We start from the raw sequence: 19,187 nt of genomic DNA, 5'->3' as shown, positions 1-19,187 counted from the left end.
GATATGAAACAGGAGAGCCCCCGTCGCCCGCATGCCGCGCTGTTTTTCACGGCCGCAATGCTTCTTGCAACCCCCGTCCTGGCGCAGGAAGCGCAGACCGCGCCGCCGGCGGCCGAGCAGGTGACCCCGCCCGCCGCGGTGCCGACGGTCAAGCCCTCCGCGGAACCGGCTCAGGATACGGCGAGTGCGACCCCGGTCGATCCGGCGGCGCAGGCGCAGGCGGACGAGGAGGAGGCCGCGCGCAAGGCCGAAGCGCGCGCAGCTACGCGCGCCAAGCCCGCAAGGCCTGCCGTCCGCTCCGTAGCGCGCTCGACGACGACTACGCGCACGACGGAGCCCGCGCCCGTCGCGCAGCCATCGCCCGCGCCGCAGCCCAGTGCGGCTGCCGCCACGCCGACACCGACGCCAACAGAGTCGCCGGCCGCTGTCGCCCCTGTGGAGGAGGCCACCCCGCCCATCGACAACACGCAGAGCACGCAGACCAGCGAAACCACGTCTGGCGCACCGACCTGGCCCTTGATCGCGATCGGTGTGCTGATCCTGGCGGGGATCGTCGGTCTGTTGCTGATGCGCCGTCGCCGCGCCGCCGCCGAGCACGAACAATGGGATGAGCCGGCCCCCGTCGAGCCAACCTATATCGAGCCGGCCCCTGTAGAGCCAGCCTATGTCGAGCCGGTCGCCCCGGTGGCTGAACCGGTTGCGGTTGCACCGGTTATCGCGCCCGAACCGCGTCCCGTTCCTGCCGCCGAAGTCGCCCTGGCGCCTGCCGTGCCGGAAGATGCGACCGTCGCCGAGCCGGAAGCGGCGGACGTCGCGGCGCTGACCGCAGCGGCGCCCGTCGCCGACCGTCCGTGGCTGGAGTTCGCGATGCGCCCGGTGCGCGCTGGTGCCAACGCGACCGAAGCGCTCGTCGAAATCGAGCTGACCGTCGGCAACGCGGGGACGATCGATGCGGAGGACGTGCGCATCTCGACGTTCATGTTTCCCGTCGGCAGCGTCAGCGACATGGAGCGGATGCTCGTCCAGCACCAGGGCGATACCGCCGTCGCGCCGCTGTCGATCGCGGCGGGCGAGGGCACCCGGGTCGATGCGACGCTTGCGCTCCCGCGCGCCGACTTGCCCGACGATGGCGTCGGGTTCCAGCCGGTGGTGGTCGCCGATGCGCGCTACCGCCTGCCCGACGGCAGCGAGGGGCGGACGTCCGCTTCGTTCGTCGTCGGCATCGCGTCGGACGGCGAGCTTGGCCTGATCGACATCGCGCATCCGCAGATTCGCGAGGACATCGAGGCGCGCCTCTACCGCGATCCCGTCCGCGTCTAAACGGCATCGCCTTCACTTAGCATGGCCCGTCCTTCCGTTATCGGAAGGGCGGGTTTTGCTTTGCGCGCATTGATTAACGGCGGGCAAGCGGCGTAAGTCGCGCTCCAACCAGGAAACGGGCCGACCAAGACGAGGGGATGCCGCAATGAAATTCAAACTCCTGCTGGCCTGCGCCGGCATCGCCGCGATCACGCCGCTCGCCGCGCAGCAGACCGCTACCAAGGAGGCGGCAAGCCCCTCGGCCCCGGGCGGCGATATCCCCGCCAAATTCACCCCGCCGACCGACGCCTATGACTATGTGAAGCGCGAGGTGATGATCCCGATGCGCGACGGGACGAAGCTGCACACCGTCATCGTCATCCCGAAGGGCGCCACGAACGCCCCGATCCTGCTCACGCGCACGCCCTACAACGCCAGCGGGCGGGTGAACCGGATGGACAGCCCGCACATGATCTCCGCCCTGCCGCAGGGCGACGAGATGTTCGTGAAACACGGCTATATCCGCGTCTTCCAGGACATTCGCGGGAAATACGGCTCCGAAGGCGACTACATCGTCACCCGCCCGGTCATCGGCCCGCTCAACCAGACCAAGGTCGATCATACGACCGACGCCTACGACACGATCGACTGGCTGGTGAACAAGGCGAACCTGCCGGAAAGCAACGGCCGCGTCGGGATGCTGGGATCGTCCTACGAAGGCTTCACCGTCGTCATGGCGCTGCTCCACCCGCACCCGGCCTTGAAGGTCGCGGCGCCCGAAAGCCCGATGATCGACGGCTGGATGGGAGACGACTGGTTCCACTACGGCGCGTTCCGCCTCGCCAATATCGGCTGGCTCGGCAGCCAGACCGGCTACAAGGGCGCTGGCAGCGAGACACCATCGGGGATCTACGATGATTACACCCAGTTTCTGCGCGTCGGGTCGGCGGGCGATTGGGCAAAGAATTCGGGTTACGACCAGCTGCCTTACTGGCAGAAGATGGTCTCGCACCCGGCCTATGACGGCTTCTGGCAGGGACAGGCGCTCGACAAGCTGCTCGCCGCCAATCCGTCCAACGTCCCGACCATGTGGGAGCAGGGGCTGTGGGATCAGGAGGATATGTATGGGGCCATCCACAGCTGGGAAACGCTGAAGGCCAGCGGCAAGGCGGGCAACAACTTCCTCGTCATGGGGCCGTGGCGCCACAGCCAGGCCAATTATGACGGCTCGCAGCTCGGCGATCTGAAGTTCAACGGCGATACCGCGACCGAATGGCGCGAGAAGTATCTCTTCCCCTTCTTCGACCAGTATCTGCGGGACGGCCAGCCGGCGTTCACCCCGCCCCAAGCGCTGATCTACAACACCGGCGAGAACCACTGGGACAAGCTGTCGAGCTGGCCGCTGGCGTGCGAGACGGGCTGTGCCGCGCCGCTGAAGCCGATCTACCTGAAACAGGATGGCGGCCTGGGTTTCGACAAGGGCGCGACCGGCAGCGACAGCTATGTTTCCGATCCGGCCAAGCCCGTGCCGCATCTGCCGCGTCCGGTGAACTTCAACGACGGTCGCTGGGGGGCGTGGCTGGTGCAGGACCAGCGCTCCTATGACGGGCGGCCCGATGTGATGACCTATCAGACGGAGGCGCTGACCCAGCCCGTCCGCCTGTCGGGCGCGCCGTTTGCGGATATCTACGCCAAGACCACCGGCACTGACGGCGACTTCGTGGTCAAGCTCATCGACGTCTATCCGGACGAAGTCGCAAGCGATCCGAAAAAGGGCGGCTACGAGCTCGCGGTGAGCCTTGACATCTTCCGCGGCCGCTACCGCGACAGCTTCGAGAAACCGTCCGCCATCCCGGCGAACAAGACGCAGCGCTATCGCTTCCGTCTGCCGACGGTGAACCATGTGTTCCAGCCGGGGCACCGTATCATGGTGCAGGTGCAGTCGACGCTGTTCCCGCTCTACGATCGCAACCCGCAGAAATATGTTCCGAACATCTTCCTGGCGAAGAAGGGCGATTACCAGAAGGCGACGGTGACGATCGAGCGCGGCGGGTCTGCCGCGAGCGCGGTCTGGCTGCCGGTCGTGGCAGTGGACCAGTCCGCGGTGGCGGCGCGCTGACGGTTCGGCGATGTTGAGGCACGCCGTGCCGCGTTCGGCTTGCATTGTCGGACGCGGCACGGCGGCGCAGGACGAAAGCGGCGCCGCGCGTATCCGCGCCCTTCGAGGATAAAGAGTGAAGAGTTTGACGTCCGTCCTGGCGCTTGCCTGGGCCTTGATCCTGATACCCGCTCCGGCACCCGCGCAGGATTCGCCGCAAACGATTCCGGGCGTCGGCAATTTCAGCCTGCCGTCCAGCACACCCACGCCGCGGCCGACGCCGACACCGCGTCCGCCCTCGATCCCCAACGCGGTGCCGATCCCGACGCTGACCCCGGTTCTGCCGGAGCGATCGACACAAGCGCCCGTCGCGACGCCGACCCCGTCGCGGCCCACGCAGTTACGCTTGCCGCCGGTCGCCACTCCGACGCCGCGGGCAATTCCATCGCCATCGGCCGCTCAGCGCACGCCGGTTCCCGCCGCCTCGCCGGCACCAAGCGCGCCGTCCGCGCCGCCGGCGCCCGCGGCAACACCGTCGGCCGAAGCGACTGCGACGCCAACCGCGATTACGCCAACCCCTACCCCGACACCGGCCATTACCGCCCCGCCGGTGGAAACCACCAGCGGTGGCACGATCGGATGGATCGCCGCGCTCGTGGCCGTCGTGGCGCTTGCCGCCGGGCTGTTTCTGTGGCGCCGCAAGCGCGCCGAGCCGATCGACTGGCAGGAGCCGGTTCCGCAGGCGCCCGTGCCAGACAGGCCGACGCCGCGCCCCGAGCGGACACCGGTCGCGAAGCCCGCACCCGTGCCACCGGCGGCATCGCGGGCGCCGGCCACGCCACGCTTCCTCGATCGCACACCGGCCGCAACGCCGGTGGCTGCCGAGCCGGTTTTGCGGCCCTGGCTGGAGCTGTCGATCACGCCGCGCCGCGCCGGCCTGAACCTGGTCACCGCGACCGCGGACGTCGGCGTGACGCTGCGCAACAGCGGCCCCGTTCTCGCGCGCAACATCCGCATCGACGTGCGCCTGCTCAGTGCAAGAGCGGCGCAGGAAGGCGAACTCGGCGCGCTGTTCGGGGCGGTCCCGGCGCGCACGGTGACCCCCGCCTTCGATCTCGAACCCGGTGCGGAGCGGACGGTGCGCGCGCTCTCGACGCTGCTGCGCGACGACATCAACGTGCTGAACGCCGCCGGGCGGCCGATGTTCGTGCCGATCGTGGCGGTGAACGTCCTCTACGATCGCGGCGATGGCGGTATCGGCCAGACCGCGGCTGCCTTCGCGATCGGGATCGACCGCGCGGGGTCGGCGAAGCTCGGCCCATTCTGGCTCGACCAGCCGAATGCGATGCACGAGACGCTGGGGCAGCGCCCGCATGCGCTGTCCCTCAGGAGCTGACCAGCCGGTCGAACAGCGCCAGATAGCGCAGCGCCGAGTCCGCACCCGGTGGCGTCACGGGCGTGGGGCGCAGGGCCGAGGGCGCGAGCCATGTTTCCAGCGCGCTCACGAGGGCGTTGTCGTCGCCAGGTGCCACGACAGTGCCCAGCGCGGGGGAGGTGACGATCTCCGGAATCGCCTCGGTGCAATCGGTCGTCACGACGGGCGTTCCGACGCCGAGCGCTTCGCGCAACACCCCCGGCACCCCCTCGTAATCGGAGGTTAACGCCAAGACCCGCGCGCTCGCGATCGCGGGCAGCGGATCGAGCACATGGCCGGCAAAGTAGACACGGTCAGCCATGCCCAGCGAAGCGGCCTGTGCCTTCAAATCGTCGCGAAGCGGCCCGTCGCCGATGAGGAGCAGCGACGCGTTGCCGCCAGCGAGCCGGGGCAAAGCGGCGATCAGCCGGTCCCAGCGCTTCTGCGGCACCAGCCGTCCGACGCCGACGATGAACGGCCCCGGCGGCAAAGGGATTGTCGGGGCGCCTGCGATCGGTTCGGCCGGGGGATTGGGGATGACGCTCACCCGCGCCGGATCGATCCGCATAGCCTTGCGCGCGGCGTCCGCGGTCGCCGGGGTCATCGCGACGACATGATCCAGGAAGCGCCCGTGCAGCCCGAGCCACGCCGCGTGCCCCGCATGGACGACCGCGTCGTGATCGCCGCGCGCGACCGCGTTCGACGCCTTGGCGACGATCAGCGGGCAGCGCCGGCCTAGCCGCATCCGCGTCCACAGCGCGACGCTGGTGTAGTGATTGCCCGGGCAGAACAGGATGTCGGGCGCCTCTCGTCGCACAATGGCGGGAAGGCCGAAAAGGGCATGATATGCCCCCGATCGCAACGGCACGATCGCCAATCCAGCGGGGATTTCGCGGTGCAGCGGGCCGATGTCGCAGCCGAGCGCGAGGGTGACCCGGCGCCCCTCCGCCAGCCAGCCTCGCGCCAGCCTTAGGAAGGCACGCTCCACCCCGCCGCCGTCGAGTGTCTGCGCGTAACTGAGGATGTGGGCGGCGATCGGCATCTTGCGGCTTGCCATGCTACAGCCCAAATTCGCGGTCAAAGAAACCACATTCCGCTGCGAACGGCCGGTTTGGCCCTTCACGGGCATGACGAAGGATCGAATGCGCCTTGCAAGCGGAACTCCCCCCTGGTGGGCCTATTGGAGCATCGATGAGCGTTCAGGCGATCGAAACGGGCGCCGTTCCCGATCTTGCGGGGCTGGAGCCGATCGAGACGATCAAGCGGCGTTGGCCGATGATCCTTGGCGGGGTGTTGACCGTCGCCATGATCGCGGGGCTGGCGCGCGAGCTGTTCGGACAGGGGCTGGCCGGGCTGAACCGCGCGACGCCTGAAAACCCGCTTTTCTATCTCTGTTTTGTCCTGCTCTACATGTCGCCGCCGACCGGCGATTATGTCATTTTCCGCAAACTGTGGCGAATTCCGCTCGGCGGCCTCGTTGCGCTCATCAAGAAGCGCATCGCGAACGAAGTGCTGCTGGGCTACACCGGTGACGCCTATTTCTACGCCTGGGCGCGCGCGAAGGCGACGATGGTCGCAGCACCTTTCGGCGCGGTGAAGGACGTGTCGATCCTCTCCGCGCTCGCCGGGAACGGCATTACCCTGCTGATGATGGCTTTTGCGCTGCCGCTCGGTTTCCATCTCATTCCGCCCGACAAGATGAACCTCGTGCTGGGCTCGGCCGGGGTCACCGTCGCGATGTCGCTGCCGTTCCTCATCTTTTCGCGGCGCGTATTCTCGCTGCCGCGGGGCAAGCTGTGGTGGATCTTCCTCATCCATTGTCTCCGCCTCGTTGCCGGATCGGTTCTCATCGCGCTGGCGTGGCATTTCGCGCTGCCGTCGGTGTCGGTCGGCATGTGGCTGTTCCTGGCGGCGGCGCGGCTGCTGGTGTCGCGCCTGCCGCTGGTGCCGAACAAAGACCTTCTTTTCGCCAACTTCGCGATCCTGTTGATCGGGCAGGACCAGGCCCTGTCCGAACTGATTGCGTTCACCGCAGCGCTAACCTTGCTGGTGCATGTCGCGCTGATCGCGCTGTTCGGGATCGCTGGATTGATGACGAGGACCAAGACATGGCAAACCGCACAGGGCTGAAAATGGCAGGCATCGCCGCTGCGCTGCTGTTGCCGGGCACGGCCGGCGCGGCGATCATCGGCAGCGATGCGTCCGCCTGCACCAGCCGCGGCGAGCCGTCATTGCTGGTGAACGTTGTCGGGCTGAAGGATCGCAAGGGCGAGATGAAGCTCGAACTCTATCCGGCGAACGAGGACGATTTCCTGAAGGACGACCGCGATCTCATCAAGGAAGGCAAGTTCTTCCGGCGCGTCCGCACCCCGACGCCGCAGTCGGGAGGGGTGGAAATGTGCATCCGCGCGCCGTCCGCCGGGCGCTATGCGCTGCTCGTCACCCATAATCGCGACGGGAAGAACAAATTCTCCTTCTGGTCGGACGGCGCAGGCTTTGCGAGCGGCGAGAAGCTGGGACGCTCGCGGCCCAAGGTCGAGCAGGCGATCGTGGATGTGGGGCAGGGCGCGACGCCCGTCACCGTGCGCATGCAGTATCTACGCGGGCTTGGCGGGTTCAGCCCGCTCGGCAGCTGACCGGAGCGCGCGCCATGCGGATCGTCGACGTCAACGAATTCTACTCGCCGACCGGCGGTGGCGTGCGGTCGTATCTCGACCGCAAGATGGCGATCATGGCCGATCTGGGCCACGAATTGATCGTCATCGCACCGGGAAAGGAAAACCGCGTCGAGGAACGCGCGGGCGGCGGCAAGATCATCTATGTCGAGGCGCCGCGGCTGCCCTTCGATCACAATTACGGCATATTCTGGGATGCCGAGCCAATCGTGTCGCTGCTCGACGAGTTCGATCCCGATGTCGTGGAATGCAGCTCGCCGTGGCGGCCCGCGTGGATCGTTGCGGGGTGGAAGGGGCGCGCGGTAAAGGCGTTCTTCATGCACAACGACAACGTCGAATCCTATCCGAAGCGGTGGTTCGGCACCGTCGCCTCGCCCGAGCGGATCGAACGCGCCTTTGCCTGGTATTCAAGATATATGGGGCGCTTCCTGGAGCAGTTCGACACCGTCGTCAGCAATGGTCCGGCGCTGGTGAAGCGAATGGCGGAGCGCGGTGTGCGCGTCGATGCGGCGGTGGATCTGGGGATCGAGCGCCAGCATTTCTCCCCGTCGCTACGCAGCGAAACGCTGCGCCGCGCGCTCCTTGCACAATGTGATTTGCCGGAGGACGGGCATCTGTTGCTCGGGGTCGGCCGGCATCACCGCGAAAAGCGGTGGGACATGGTGATCGACGCGGTCGAGCGTGCCGGCGCCCACATGCCGGTCGGGCTGGTGCTGATCGGGCACGGGGTGCAGACGAAAGCGCTGGAACGACAGGTCGCGGGCAGCCCGCACATCCGCCTTTTCAAGCCGGTGTATGACCGCGCACGGATGGCGCAGATCATGGCAAGCTGCGACGCATATATCCACGGTTGCGATACCGAGACGTTCGGGCTCGTCGTGTCGGAGGCGCTAGCCTCCGGGGCGCCACTGATCGTCCCCGAGGAAGGCGGCGCGTTCGAGGTTTCGCGACCGCATTTCGCCGAAACCTTTGCGGCGAACGATGCGCGGTCCTGCGCCGACGCGATCGAGCGGCTGTTCAGCCGCGATCAGGCGATGCTGCGCCGCGCAGCGGCCGTGGCGGCCCGGACGGTGGTCAGCGACCGCGATCACGCCATCGCGCTCGTCGAACACTATGCAAAGGAAATCGCTGCGCGCTCCGCGCTCGCCGCTTAGGTCAGGCCAGCAACTGCGCGTAGCGCATCGGCACGCGCCGCCTGAACGCGACGAAGGTCGTGTCGATGCTGTCAAGAAGCCTCGGGACGGTGGTGTCGCCGGGATGCACCGCGACGCGAACGATGCGCGCTGGAGCCAGCGCTCGCCGCAGCAAGGCGGCGGCGGCGAGCGAACTCAGCTGACGCGGTCGGCTGCGGCTGGCCCAGGTAATGACCGGCCCGCGAGTCAGTACGGCGTTGTCGCGTGCGGGTGACCAGACACGGGCGTGATCCTCGGCGAGCGCGAACCCTGCCTCGCCAAGCGCCGCCTTCGCACCGCTGGAATACAGCCAAGCCGGCGCGATGAAGCCAGCCGGCGCGTGGCCGGTGATATCTTCGACCAGCGCCTTGCCGCGGCGCATCCTGTCGAGGGCGGTCGCGTGATCCAGGCCAAGAAACTCGCCCTCGCTCGCGGTCATGTGCTTCGCCTTGAACGCAGCGACGCCGCTGTGCGTCGCGGTGTCGCGGTGAAACCAGCCGTGGACGAACATCTCGATCCCGGAATCGGCCCAGCCGCGAAGCTTCGTGGCGAAGGGGGTTCCGGCGCGCAGAGGTGCCTCGCCCCAATGATCGGGAACGACGAGCATCGCGAACCGGGGGCCGCCGAGATGTCCGGTCAGCCGATCGTGCAGCAGATCGACCTCGTGCTCGAAGCGGGGGCCGACATCGTGGATCGAGGCAAGCAGATGCTTCATCGCGGGCGGATATAGAGACGGAAGCGCGTGCCGGCCACATCGACGCGGGCATAGCCGGCGCGCGTCGCCCAATCGGCGAGGCGCGCGTCGAGTGCGTCGTCACCGCTGGTCCATGCGCCCTCGCCGCCGGTGAGGATGGCGGCCGGCCGGATCGCAAGCCCCTGATCGAGCCGCGCTTGAGAGACGAGCCCCAGCCGCGCTTCCTCAGCGGGGGAGAACAGCGCGGTGCTGCGGAAATAGAAGGGACCGGTCGCAAAGCGCGGGTCTGGCAGGCGGCGCGCGGCGGGAAGGAATTGCGGGCTGAGCGTGGCCACCGGTTCCAGAACGTGCGCGCGGGTCAGGGCATCGCCGATCGCTTGTCCGTCGCGCATCGCTTGCGGCATCGGCCACGCGCCGAGCGACAGCAGCGTCGGGACGAGACCGGCAAAGGCGAAGACGCCCCCTGCGATCAGCGTCGGACGTGTCGGGGAGCGGTCGTTCAGCACCAGCGCGAGCCGGACGAAGAGCGGCGGCAGCATCGGCAGAAGATATTGCCGCCACGTCGGAAACGGCAAAAGCGCCGCGATGAGGCCTGCGAGCGCGAGCCAGTCGATCGCCTCGAGCTGCCGCGCCGAGCGCCGATCGCGAATGCACAGCAGAACCGCGAGAAGCGCCGGGCCGAGCGCCAGGAACTTGAGCGTATCGATTGCCTTCGCCGCGTAAGACAGCTTCCACAGGCGCCCGCCAGCCGCATAATATTCTGCCGGCGCTAGCGATGGAAAGCGGAGTACGTCCGCCACGAAGGCTTCGGGGCTCGACCACCAGCTTGCCGCCACCAGCGACGCCGCGGGGAGCGCGCCGATCAGCACGAAGAACGGCAGGTGGCGGCGGTTGACGAGGGCGTAAACCCCGTAAGCTGCCGCGGGGAGAGCGTAGGATATCTTTGCCGCTGCCGCGCCTGCCAGCAGCAGACCCACGAGCATCGCCGGGAGCTTCGAGACAACACCTCGCTCGGCGGCAACGACGAAGGGCAGGGCGGCGGCGAGAAGCGCGGCGGGCAGCGCATCGTTGCGCGCGGTGCCGATGCTGAAAAGCAGGATGTCGCAACAGGCGAACAGGCCCGCCGCGATCAGCGCGGGGCGCTGGCCCGCGTTTCCGATCCGGCCGGCGCGGTAGACGAAGGCGATCGCCGCTGCGCCCAGCACCGCGTTCGCCAGTCGCAGCAGCGGCCATGTCCAGATGCCGCCGATCCCGGCGAGCGGGCCGAAGAGCAGCGGCTGGAGCGGCGTCTGCAGATAGGCGAAGTCACGGTACGGAATCAGCCCGTGCGCCGCGAGCACGGCGGCGGCGACATACTGGCTTTCGTCGTGATCGATCGGCCGCGCCATCGCTACCGCCGCCAGCACCAGCGCTAGCAGCAGCCACAAGCGAAGCGGGGTGAGCAGCCGGGTCATCCCGATCCGCCCTAGAAATGATCGCGGGCTCTGTCACGATACCATCACAGACTGCGCGCAAGCCGCGGCGACTCGCAAGGGGATGACCATGACGCTGATGCTCGACCGCCGTTCGCTGCTGCTGACCGGAACGCTGGGGCTGGGGGCGATGGCGATCCCCGGCTTTGCCGGCGCGCAGATGCTCGGCGCGGCGCGGGGCTTCACCCATTCTGTGGCGAGCGGGGAGCCGGGGCAGGACCAGATGCTGTTCTGGACCCGCTACGTGCCCGCGGACGGCGGCGCGGCGGATGTGCGGGTCGAGGTGGCGGAGACGCGGGACTTTGCGAAGGTCGTGACCGGCGGCGTGATGCGCACCGGGCCGTGGCGTGACCATACGGTGAAGGTGACGGTCGACGGCCTCCAGCCGGGGCGCGACTATCACTACCGCTTCATCGCGCCGGATGGCTCCATGTCGCCGGTGGGGCGGACGAAGACGCTGCCGGCGGACGGGGCGAAAGCGTGGCGGGCGGCGATCTTCTCGTGCTCGAACCTCGGTTTCGGCTGGTTCAACGCCTATGCCCATGCCGCGGCGCGCAACGACATCGACTGCGCGATCCATCTGGGCGATTATTTTTACGAGTACTCGCCGGGGAAATATCCGGTCGCCAAGGATGTGATCCCGGGGCGGGTGCCGGTGCCCGAGCCTCACCACGAGATCATCGTGCTCGCCGATTACCGGCTTCGCTATGCCAGCTATCGCAGCGACCCGGATTTGCGCGCGATCCATGCGCGGCTGCCGATGATCGTGCAGTGGGACGACCATGAGTCGGCGAACGACAGCTGGGAGGGCGGCGCCGAGAACCACGATCCCAAGACCGAAGGCGACTGGAATCCGCGCCGCGCCGCCGCGATCCAGGCGTATCGCGAGTGGATGCCGGTGAGCGACGAGCCGTGGAAGGCCTATGACATCGGACAGCTCGCGACTCTGTTCCGCACCGAGACGCGCATCCTGGCCCGCACCGAGCAGCCCGATATCGCGCCGCTGTTCAAAAACGCCGACCCGGTCGCCGCGCTGAAGGCGTTCCGCGACGGACCGTGGGCGGACCCGGCGGCGACGATGATGGGGAGCGCGCAGGAGGTCTGGCTGTCCCACGCGATGCGCGCTTCGGTGAAAAGCGGGCGGCCGTGGCAGGTCGTCGGCTTCGGCACGATCATGGGGCAGACGGTGATGCCGAAGGACGCCGCCTCGTGGCTGGACGCGAGCGCCAGCCCGCGGTCGCGCGGCTATATCGAGAGCGGGATCGCCGCGGCGCAGGTGGGGCTGCCGTTCAACTTCGACAATTGGGGCGGCTATCCGGCAGCGCGGGCGCGGTTCCTGAAATCGGCGCAGGCGCTTGGCAGCAGCACCGTCGTCATCTCCGGCGACAGCCACAATGCCTGGGCCTATGACCTGGCGCAGGACGGCAAGCCCGCCGCGGTCGAGTTTGCGGGGCAGAGCGTGACGTCGCAGGGCTATGAGGGCGGGATCAAGACCGACCCGAAGGTCGTCGCCGCGACGCTGGTGCGCGGCAACCCCGAGCTGAAATGGTGCGACACCTCGCGCCGCGGCTATATGGCGATGACGATCGCGGCGGACCGGGTGACCAACGACTGGGTGATGGCCGACACGGTGAAGACGCGCACGCCGCGGGCGAAGGTGGGGCACAGCGCGACGGTGTTGCGCGGGCGCAATATGATGGCGTGATTCGGCGGGTCCGCGCGTTTCGCTAACGCCCTGTATGGCGGTGCGAAAACCAGCGCAGGTTGACACGGTTGACACCTAGGCGCGGGTGCACGCGCCCGCGCGCGTTGCATGAAGCCGGGGCTGTAGGACAGCGGGTATCGACGGTTTGAAAGAGCGGTGCCGGTTATGGCGCAAGGGGTGGGTTGTAGGACAGGGGGACTTGCCTCTTCAACTTTAGGCGTATTACCGCTTTGCGCCCCAATTCCCGTCATTGGATGGGCGCTTCACTAGTCCTAAATGCTGCTCTTCATATCAAACGGTCGGCGGCACTCCGCTCACTTGAACAGCTGATAACCAATCAACGTTGCTTGGTCGTTGCGCTCTCCAGCGGAAGGGACAACCTTCCCATCACGCCTATAGCGGACCAGTTTCTCGCTATAAATGTAATGCGGAAATACGGAAGACACGCGTCGGCGATATCATATGTCCTTAGGACATATGATATCGCCGACGTTAGAAACTGTCAATGTGGATTGAGAAACTGGGAGCAGTCCTTACTGCGCTGCTCTTGACAACGCCATAGTGCCCTATATGCTATGTCCTTAGGACATAGCATATAGGGCACTGAGAAAAATGCGAGAAGCACTGCGCCCATTTCAGCAACGTAAGCGAATGACCCAGGTGGCTGAGACGCTTTCACGAGCGCTCACCAGCCAGCCTAGGCCAGTGCTTTCCAATTACGACATGTTCCGCGAGCTGTGGATCATATATCAGTCCAAAACCGCAAAATATCTGCGCGGCGAGACACCAAGCCGCGAGGTTTTCAGGCGCACGCGCAGCCTGTTGCGCAGTGAAGGGATTATTCGCCAAGACCATGATTACAGCTCGCACTGGCGGCTGGTCGACAAACCGGACGCTCCGGCAGAGGATGTGATCTGCTCAGTCGATCCCTTCTGCCATATCGCCCATCTATCCGCGCTTCAGCGTTACGGTCTCACCAACCGACGCCCCGAGCATCTGCTACTTGTAGAACCGACGCCCGTGATGCGGCGGCAGCTGGTCCGCGAGCTAATGGAGCGCGACTATGGCGAACTCCTCGATGATACCGATAAAGATATCGAGCCTGCGAAGGCAGTGGCGCATCCAGACACGGTGCGCGGCCGGCCGATCTCGATCGACACGACCAAATTTCCCGCCGATCAGATCCCGATAAAAGGGAGCCTGTCGCGGATCGCCACGATCGGCCAGACGTTCCTCGACACGCTGGATAGTCCCGAACTGAGCGGCGGAATGTCGCATGTTCTCGACATATGGTCCGAACATGCCCCTACGTATGTCGAAGAAATCATAGATCGCGTGGCGCGCGCGGAAAAAGGCATCTGGAAGGTCCGCGCAGGATATATCTTGGAGGAGCATATCGGCATCCGCGACCCGCGCATCTCGGTCTGGGCAAGCTTCGCGCAACGCGGGTCCAGCCGCGTGCTAGACCCTGGCAAGCCGTTCGCCCCCTTATTCTCTGAAAAGTGGATGCTATCGCTCAATGTCTGAAGCAGTCGAAATAGGGGAGCGGATCGCGGTCGACATCAGCGAGTGGATCGAGAAAGCCAACGCCGATCCTCAGGCGCATCTCGAGCGCCAAATAACCGAGATATTTCTTGCCGCACTTGCGATGACAAAACCGTTTGCCAATGAGATATTCCTCAAGGGGGGAATCCTGATGGGAGTGGTTTATAAGAGCCCGCGCCAGACCGGCGACATCGACTTCACCGCGATCAGCGAGCCCAGCAAGGAGATGGCGGAAGCGCTCAAGGCCGAGCTAAACAGCGCATTCCCCCGGGCGGCGGCGAAGCTCGGATATCCGGACCTCATGTGCAACGTTCAGTCGTCGCGCTACGAGCCGAGCGCAAGAATGTTCGCCAAGGCAAACGGCCCGCTCCTTGCTCTGCGCGTAGGCTATGCGAGGCGCGGTTCGCCTCAGGAGCGAACTTTCCTCACCGGCACTGCAACAAATGTGCTCGACGTTGATATCGCCTTTCGCGAGCCGGTGAACGCCATTCAGATCGTCCGGCTTGGTCACGAGGGTGTGACGGTTCGAGCGTATTCGCTGCTCGACCTGATCGCGGAAAAACTACGCGCGCTGCTTCAACAGCCGAAGCGCAGGCGCAACCGACGCCAAGACGTCTACGACATCGCCTGCCTGCTGAAGCAATTCGCGCTTGACGCGGACGAGCGCGTCCGCCTCCTTGCTTTGCTCCGGGAGAAGTGCCGCGCTCGCGACATCGAGCCTGACCGCGAGGCGCTAGGCCAAGCCGAAGTCCGGGATCGCGCAGCGAAAAATTGGGATACGCTCGGCCTTGAGCTTGAGGACCTGCCGGATTTCGATGGCTGTTTCGAAGTTGTGGACAAATTTTACCGCTCGTTGCCTTGGACACGTCGCTGAACCATCCTTAAGATCGGTGATGGCGCATATTTGCCGAAAGCTGACGCCTGATTGCACTTGAAAAGGCGATATTTTCAAAACGGTCTGACTCTTATTTCAATGGCCGATTCGGACGCTAAGCCATCGTCAGGCTCGTCGTGAACGTAGGTCAGGTGTAGGGAAGGGGGAGGGACCGTTTGGAAAGTGGGTCGCGTCAGACTGACATTACATCGATGATGGTCATGACGAACGACGGCGGAAGGTGGGAAGCGGATAGGGTGCTATGAGTGTCGCCTTATGGGTCTTCGCGACAGCCGAGGTCAGCTGAACCAACGTCTGCTTCTCGCGTTCGGTAAGAATGCTGCCAGTCTGCAAGCTGCCCAATTCCCGCCAACCTCAACCGCGCCGCGCGGTCAGGAAATAATCCAGCCCCACATCCTCCGACAGGTGAAACCCCCGCCCCGGCGAGAAAGCCAGCCCGCGACGATCCGTTGCGGACAGCCCCGTATCCTCCACCATCGCGGTCAGTTCTTCGGGCGTGACGAACTTGTGCCAGTCGTGGGTGCCGCGGGGGATGTGGCCGGTGCCTTCTGCCAGGGTGATGAGCGCTAGGCGGGATTTGGGCGTGCGGTTGGGGGTGGAGAGGATGAGGAGGCCGTCCTCCGCGAGCGTCTTGGCCAGCGCGCGGACGAAGGCGGGGGCGTCGACGACGTGCTCGATCACCTCGAGGCAGGTGACGAGATCGAAGCGGTCGGGGACGGTTTCCACGCTGCCGGCGCGGTAGTCTATGATCAGGCCGCTGGTGCTCGCGTGCGCCTTGGCCGCGGCGATGTTTTCGGGGGCGGCGTCGATGCCGGTGACGGTGGCGCCGAGCCGGGCTAGCGGCTCGCACAGGAGGCCGGCGCCGCAGCCGACGTCGAGGGCGCGCTTGCCGGCGAGAGGCGTGAAGCTGCTGCTTTCGATGTGCCAGTGCGCGTCGATCTGCTCGCGGATATAGGCGAGGCGCGGGGGGTTCAGGCGGTGGAGCATCGCCGACGATCCCTTCGGGTCCCACCAGTCGGCCGCCATCGCGCCGAAATGCGCGGCTTCCTTCGCATCGATCGAGGACGCGCCGGTCGGGGACGGGGTCGTTACGCGTTCGCTTGCACTTGCCATGCGCGCTACCTATCAGGACGGCCGTTTTCCCCCAAGAGGAATGGCAACCGGACATGGCGCGGATCGTGATGAAGTTCGGCGGCACGTCGATGGCCGGTATCGAGCGCATCCGCAGCGTCGCCGCACGGGTGAAGCGCGAGGTGGAGGCGGGCAACGAGGTCGCGGTGGTCGTCTCGGCAATGGCGGGGGAGACCGACCGGCTGGTAGGGTTCTGCCGCGAGGCCTCCTCGCTATACGATGCGCGCGAATATGACGTGGTGGTCTCGGCCGGCGAGCAGGTGACGAGCGGGCTGTTGGCCATCGCGCTGCAGGCGGCGGGCGTGCCGGCGCGGTCGTGGCTGGGATGGCAGTTGCCGATCCGCACGTCCGACGGCCATGCCTCGGCACGGATCGCGGATATCGATACGGCTTCGCTGCGGGCGAGCATGGCGCGCGGGGAAGTCGCGGTGATCCCGGGGTTTCAGGGGGTTGCGGCGGGGGAGCGCGTGACGACGCTGGGGCGGGGCGGTTCGGATACCTCGGCGGTGGCGATGGCGGCGGCGATGCAGGCGGACCGGTGCGACATCTATACCGATGTGGACGGCGTCTATACGACCGACCCGCGCATCGTGCCGCGCGCGCGCAAGCTGCGGCAGGTGACGTATGAGGAGATGCTGGAACTGGCGAGCGTTGGGGCGAAGGTGCTCCAGACGCGCTCGGTCGGGCTGGCGATGAAGGAAAAGGTCCGCGTGCAGGTGCTCTCGTCCTTCACCGGCGACGATGCGCCGATGGCGGACACATTGCCCGGCACGATGATCGTTGGGGAAGAGGAAATCGACGATATGGAACGCCAGCTCATCACCGGCATCGCGCACGACAAGAACGAGGCGAAGATCACGCTGACGAGCGTGCCCGACCAGCCGGGCGCGGTCGCCGCGATCTTCGAGCCGCTGGCCGCGGCGAACATCAACGTCGACATGATCATCCAGAACATCGCGCACCAGAGCGCGGGGCGGCCCGGCTCGACCGACGTGACGTTCACGGTGCCCGCGGCGGACCTCGCGCGGTCGATCGAGGCGCTCAACCAGGCGCGGGCGGCGATCGGCTTTGCGGAGCTGGTGCACGATACGCGGGTGGCGAAGATCTCGGTCGTCGGCGTGGGAATGCGCAGCCATGCGGGCGTGGCGTCGACGATGTTCACGACGCTTGGCGCGCGCGGGATCAATATCCTCGCCATCTCGACCAGCGAGATCAAGGTGAGCGTGCTGATCCACGAGGACGAGACGGAGCTGGCGGTGCGGGTGCTGCATACGGCTTACGGGCTGGATGCGGAGGAGGCGGCGTGAGCGCCTTCGCCAGGTCGTTTCTAGCGCAGTCGAGAAACGTGGCCGGAGCGCCTAGCGGCGTTTCTCGACTATGCTCGAAACGAACGGAGGGATTTAGATGAGCGTTGGCACGGAGCGGCTCCAGCGCCGGATGGCGCGCGGGGCGGCGTTTCTGGGGTCCGAGGTCGCGATCATGGCGGGGGCGATGTCTTGGGTTTCCGAGCGGAACCTCGTGTCTGCGATGTCGAACGCTGGCGGGTTCGGGGTGATCGCGTGCGGGGCGATGTCGCCGGAGCTGCTCGATGCGGAGATCGCGGGGACGAAGGCGCTGACAGAGCGGCCGTTCGGCGTGAACCTGATCACGATGCATCCGCAGTTGTTCGAGCTGATCGCGGTGTGCGCGAAGCATCGGGTCGGGCATGTCGTGCTGGCGGGCGGGTTGCCGCCCAAGGGGTCGCTGGAGGCGATCAAGGAGTCGGGGGCGAAGGTCGTGTGCTTCGCGCCGACGCTCGCGCTGGCGAAGAAGCTGATCCGGTCAGGCGTCGATGCGCTGGTGATCGAGGGGATGGAGGCGGGCGGGCATATCGGCCCGGTTTCGACGAGCGTGCTGGCGCAGGAGATGCTGCCGGACCTCGCCGAACAGGTGCCGGTGTTCGTGGCCGGCGGGATCGGGCGGGGCGAGGCGATCGCGGGGTATCTCGACATGGGCGCGGCAGGGGTGCAGCTCGGCACGCGCTTCGTCTGTGCGACCGAGTGCATCGCGCATCCGAACTTCAAGAAGGCGTTCATCCGGGCCTCGGCGCGTGATGCGACCGCGTCGGTGCAGATCGACCCGCGGTTGCCGGTCATTCCGGTGCGCGCGCTGAAGAACGCGGCGGGCGAGCTATTCACCGCCAAACAGCGCGAGGTCGCGCAGTTGCTCGACGAGGGGGCGCTCGCGATGGGCGAGGCGCAGTTGCAGATCGAGCATTATTGGGCGGGGGCGCTGCGCCGTGCGGTGATCGATGGCGATGTCGAGCATGGATCGGTGATGGCTGGGCAGTCGGTCGGCATGGTGACGAAGGAAGAGCCGCTCGCCGATATCATCGCGGCTCTGATGGCGGAGGCGGCCGACGCGCTGAAGGCGCGCGCGGCGTGAGCGAGACGCGCGCCGGGTTGCCGATCGTCGGCTTTCCCGATGCGGACGCTTGGGAGGCATGGCTTGCGGGGCAGGGCGAGGGGGCGGCGGGCCTGTGGCTCAAGCTGGCGAAGAAAGGCAACGTGGCGTCGGCACTGACGAGGGCGCAGGCGATCGACGGGGCGCTGATCCACGGCTGGATCGACGGGCAGCTCGATGCCTATGACGATGCGTGGTGGCTGATCCGCTTCACCCCGCGCAAAGCCCGCAGCCGGTGGTCCGAGAAGAACCGCACGCGGGCGATCGCGCTGATCGCCGAGGGGCGGGTCGCCGATCGCGGCGCGCGGGAAATCGCGGCGGCGCAAGCGGACGGCCGGTGGGACGCGGCCTATGCGCCGCAATCCACCGCGGCGGTGCCGGACGACCTGGCCGAAGCGCTGGACGCCTCGCCGGGTGCGCGGGCGTTCTTCGATGCGCTGGACGGCGCCAATCGCTACGCGATTCTGCACCGGGTTGCGGAGGCGAAACGCGCCGAGACCCGGGCCGCGCGCGTGGTAAAGTTCGTCGCGATGTGCGCGGCCGGCGAGACGATCTATCCGCCGCGCGGCCGCAGAGGCACGGCCGAGCGAGAATCGTAAACGCTTCGTTAACCATTTGAGTCCAGCTTTCCCTTCATAAAGCGGG

16 protein-coding genes are annotated in these 19,187 nt (G+C 66.6%); 12 read left to right on the top strand and 4 right to left on the bottom strand.

Features of this window, described 5'->3' with window-relative positions; all coding sequences use genetic code 11:
• The first annotated feature begins 57 nt into the window (after nt 1-57).
• From BOS5A_RS12010 to BOS5A_RS12000, 3 genes are all read left to right on the top strand, one after another.
• Complete coding sequence (locus BOS5A_RS12010; protein WP_151955330.1) at nt 58-1,320, top strand: hypothetical protein; 1,263 nt, start codon at nt 58-60, stop codon at nt 1,318-1,320.
• Nucleotides 1,321-1,465: 145 nt separating this feature from the next.
• On the top strand, nt 1,466-3,418 hold the full coding sequence (locus BOS5A_RS12005; protein ID WP_151955329.1) for a CocE/NonD family hydrolase: 1,953 nt from the start codon (nt 1,466-1,468) through the stop codon (nt 3,416-3,418).
• Between the two features lie 115 nt (nt 3,419-3,533).
• Nucleotides 3,534-4,793 carry a hypothetical protein gene (locus BOS5A_RS12000; protein ID WP_151955328.1) on the top strand — a complete coding sequence of 420 codons (1,260 nt, stop codon included), beginning with the start codon at nt 3,534-3,536 and terminating at the stop codon, nt 4,791-4,793.
• Here the strand turns inward: BOS5A_RS12000 and BOS5A_RS11995 are convergent.
• Nucleotides 4,783-5,868 (bottom strand): glycosyltransferase, encoded by a 1,086-nt coding sequence (locus BOS5A_RS11995; RefSeq protein WP_151955327.1) that lies wholly within the window; start codon nt 5,866-5,868, stop codon nt 4,783-4,785. The two genes, BOS5A_RS12000 and BOS5A_RS11995, sit on opposite strands and share 11 nt — an antisense overlap.
• Before the next feature lie 134 nt (nt 5,869-6,002).
• Here BOS5A_RS11995 and BOS5A_RS11990 point away from each other — a divergent pair, with 134 nt between their 5' ends.
• The 3 genes from BOS5A_RS11990 to BOS5A_RS11980 are packed head-to-tail and all read left to right on the top strand — an operon-like array spanning nt 6,003 to nt 8,640.
• On the top strand, nt 6,003-6,941 hold the full coding sequence (locus BOS5A_RS11990; RefSeq protein WP_151955326.1) for a hypothetical protein: 939 nt from the start codon (nt 6,003-6,005) through the stop codon (nt 6,939-6,941).
• Entirely contained in the window at nt 6,920-7,447 is a 528-nt protein-coding gene (locus BOS5A_RS11985) for a DUF2141 domain-containing protein (RefSeq protein ID WP_151955325.1), read from the top strand. The genes BOS5A_RS11990 and BOS5A_RS11985 overlap by 22 nt, the downstream gene beginning before the upstream one ends.
• A 14-nt stretch (nt 7,448-7,461) precedes the next feature.
• Entirely contained in the window at nt 7,462-8,640 is a 1,179-nt protein-coding gene (locus BOS5A_RS11980; RefSeq protein ID WP_151955324.1) for a glycosyltransferase, read from the top strand.
• A gap of 1 nt (nt 8,641) precedes the next feature.
• On the opposite strand, the gene BOS5A_RS11975 is transcribed toward BOS5A_RS11980, so the two are convergent.
• Both BOS5A_RS11975 and BOS5A_RS11970 read right to left on the bottom strand, forming a co-directional pair.
• Nucleotides 8,642-9,373, bottom strand: a complete 732-nt coding sequence (locus BOS5A_RS11975) for a DUF2334 domain-containing protein (RefSeq protein WP_151955323.1) — start codon at nt 9,371-9,373, stop codon at nt 8,642-8,644.
• Nucleotides 9,370-10,806, bottom strand: coding sequence for a DUF2029 domain-containing protein (locus BOS5A_RS11970; protein ID WP_151955322.1), 1,437 nt, complete (start codon nt 10,804-10,806; stop codon nt 9,370-9,372). The genes BOS5A_RS11975 and BOS5A_RS11970 overlap by 4 nt, the downstream gene beginning before the upstream one ends.
• 88 nt (nt 10,807-10,894) lie before the next feature.
• Between BOS5A_RS11970 and BOS5A_RS11965 the strand changes: the two genes are divergently transcribed.
• From BOS5A_RS11965 to BOS5A_RS11955, 3 genes are all read left to right on the top strand, one after another.
• The gene (locus tag BOS5A_RS11965; protein WP_151955321.1) at nt 10,895-12,529 is read left to right on the top strand and encodes an alkaline phosphatase D family protein; all 1,635 of its coding nucleotides are present in this window, start codon (nt 10,895-10,897) and stop codon (nt 12,527-12,529) included.
• A gap of 651 nt (nt 12,530-13,180) precedes the next feature.
• Nucleotides 13,181-14,056, top strand: a complete 876-nt coding sequence (locus BOS5A_RS11960) for a hypothetical protein (RefSeq protein WP_151955320.1) — start codon at nt 13,181-13,183, stop codon at nt 14,054-14,056.
• Nucleotides 14,049-14,948, top strand: coding sequence for a nucleotidyl transferase AbiEii/AbiGii toxin family protein (locus BOS5A_RS11955; protein WP_151955319.1), 900 nt, complete (start codon nt 14,049-14,051; stop codon nt 14,946-14,948). The genes BOS5A_RS11960 and BOS5A_RS11955 overlap by 8 nt, the downstream gene beginning before the upstream one ends.
• A 375-nt stretch (nt 14,949-15,323) precedes the next feature.
• Here the strand turns inward: BOS5A_RS11955 and ubiG are convergent, their stop codons facing one another.
• Nucleotides 15,324-16,082, bottom strand: a complete 759-nt coding sequence (ubiG, locus tag BOS5A_RS11950; protein WP_151955318.1) for a bifunctional 2-polyprenyl-6-hydroxyphenol methylase/3-demethylubiquinol 3-O-methyltransferase UbiG — start codon at nt 16,080-16,082, stop codon at nt 15,324-15,326.
• 53 nt (nt 16,083-16,135) lie between these two features.
• Here ubiG and BOS5A_RS11945 point away from each other — a divergent pair, with 53 nt between their 5' ends.
• The 3 genes from BOS5A_RS11945 to BOS5A_RS11935 all read left to right on the top strand — a co-directional run bounded on the left by BOS5A_RS11945 (nt 16,136) and on the right by BOS5A_RS11935 (nt 19,141).
• On the top strand, nt 16,136-17,407 hold the full coding sequence (locus BOS5A_RS11945) for an aspartate kinase (protein ID WP_151955317.1): 1,272 nt from the start codon (nt 16,136-16,138) through the stop codon (nt 17,405-17,407).
• A 97-nt stretch (nt 17,408-17,504) separates the two neighbouring features.
• A complete protein-coding gene (locus tag BOS5A_RS11940) occupies nt 17,505-18,524 on the top strand; it encodes an NAD(P)H-dependent flavin oxidoreductase (RefSeq protein ID WP_151955316.1) in 1,020 nt (339 codons plus the stop codon).
• Entirely contained in the window at nt 18,521-19,141 is a 621-nt protein-coding gene (locus BOS5A_RS11935) for a YdeI/OmpD-associated family protein (RefSeq protein WP_151955315.1), read from the top strand. Before BOS5A_RS11940 ends, BOS5A_RS11935 begins: the two co-directional genes overlap by 4 nt.
• Nucleotides 19,142-19,187 lie beyond the last annotated feature (46 nt).

This window comes from Sphingomonas sp. EC-HK361, from assembly GCF_902498785.1.
GTDB lineage: Bacteria > Pseudomonadota > Alphaproteobacteria > Sphingomonadales > Sphingomonadaceae > Sphingomonas.
The sequence above is the reverse complement of the archived record's forward strand: the minus strand, read 5'-3'. Positions and strand labels throughout refer to the sequence as shown.

Bases quoted from the DNA above. Each gene is read 5' to 3' on its own strand.
- BOS5A_RS11945 (WP_151955317.1), top strand. From the start codon at position 16,136: ATGGCGCGGATCGTGATGAAGTTCGGCGGCACGTCGATGGCCGGTATC.
- BOS5A_RS11970 (WP_151955322.1), bottom strand. From the start codon at position 10,806: ATGACCCGGCTGCTCACCCCGCTTCGCTTGTGGCTGCTGCTAGCGCTG.
- BOS5A_RS11980 (WP_151955324.1), top strand. From the start codon at position 7,462: ATGCGGATCGTCGACGTCAACGAATTCTACTCGCCGACCGGCGGTGGC.
- BOS5A_RS11985 (WP_151955325.1), top strand. From the start codon at position 6,920: ATGGCAAACCGCACAGGGCTGAAAATGGCAGGCATCGCCGCTGCGCTG.
- BOS5A_RS11975 (WP_151955323.1), bottom strand. From the start codon at position 9,373: ATGAAGCATCTGCTTGCCTCGATCCACGATGTCGGCCCCCGCTTCGAG.
- BOS5A_RS11965 (WP_151955321.1), top strand. From the start codon at position 10,895: ATGACGCTGATGCTCGACCGCCGTTCGCTGCTGCTGACCGGAACGCTG.
- ubiG (WP_151955318.1), bottom strand. From the start codon at position 16,082: ATGGCAAGTGCAAGCGAACGCGTAACGACCCCGTCCCCGACCGGCGCG.
- BOS5A_RS11990 (WP_151955326.1), top strand. From the start codon at position 6,003: ATGAGCGTTCAGGCGATCGAAACGGGCGCCGTTCCCGATCTTGCGGGG.
- BOS5A_RS11995 (WP_151955327.1), bottom strand. From the start codon at position 5,868: ATGGCAAGCCGCAAGATGCCGATCGCCGCCCACATCCTCAGTTACGCG.
- BOS5A_RS12005 (WP_151955329.1), top strand. From the start codon at position 1,466: ATGAAATTCAAACTCCTGCTGGCCTGCGCCGGCATCGCCGCGATCACG.
- BOS5A_RS11955 (WP_151955319.1), top strand. From the start codon at position 14,049: ATGTCTGAAGCAGTCGAAATAGGGGAGCGGATCGCGGTCGACATCAGC.
- BOS5A_RS12010 (WP_151955330.1), top strand. From the start codon at position 58: ATGCTTCTTGCAACCCCCGTCCTGGCGCAGGAAGCGCAGACCGCGCCG.
- BOS5A_RS11960 (WP_151955320.1), top strand. From the start codon at position 13,181: ATGACCCAGGTGGCTGAGACGCTTTCACGAGCGCTCACCAGCCAGCCT.
- BOS5A_RS11940 (WP_151955316.1), top strand. From the start codon at position 17,505: ATGAGCGTTGGCACGGAGCGGCTCCAGCGCCGGATGGCGCGCGGGGCG.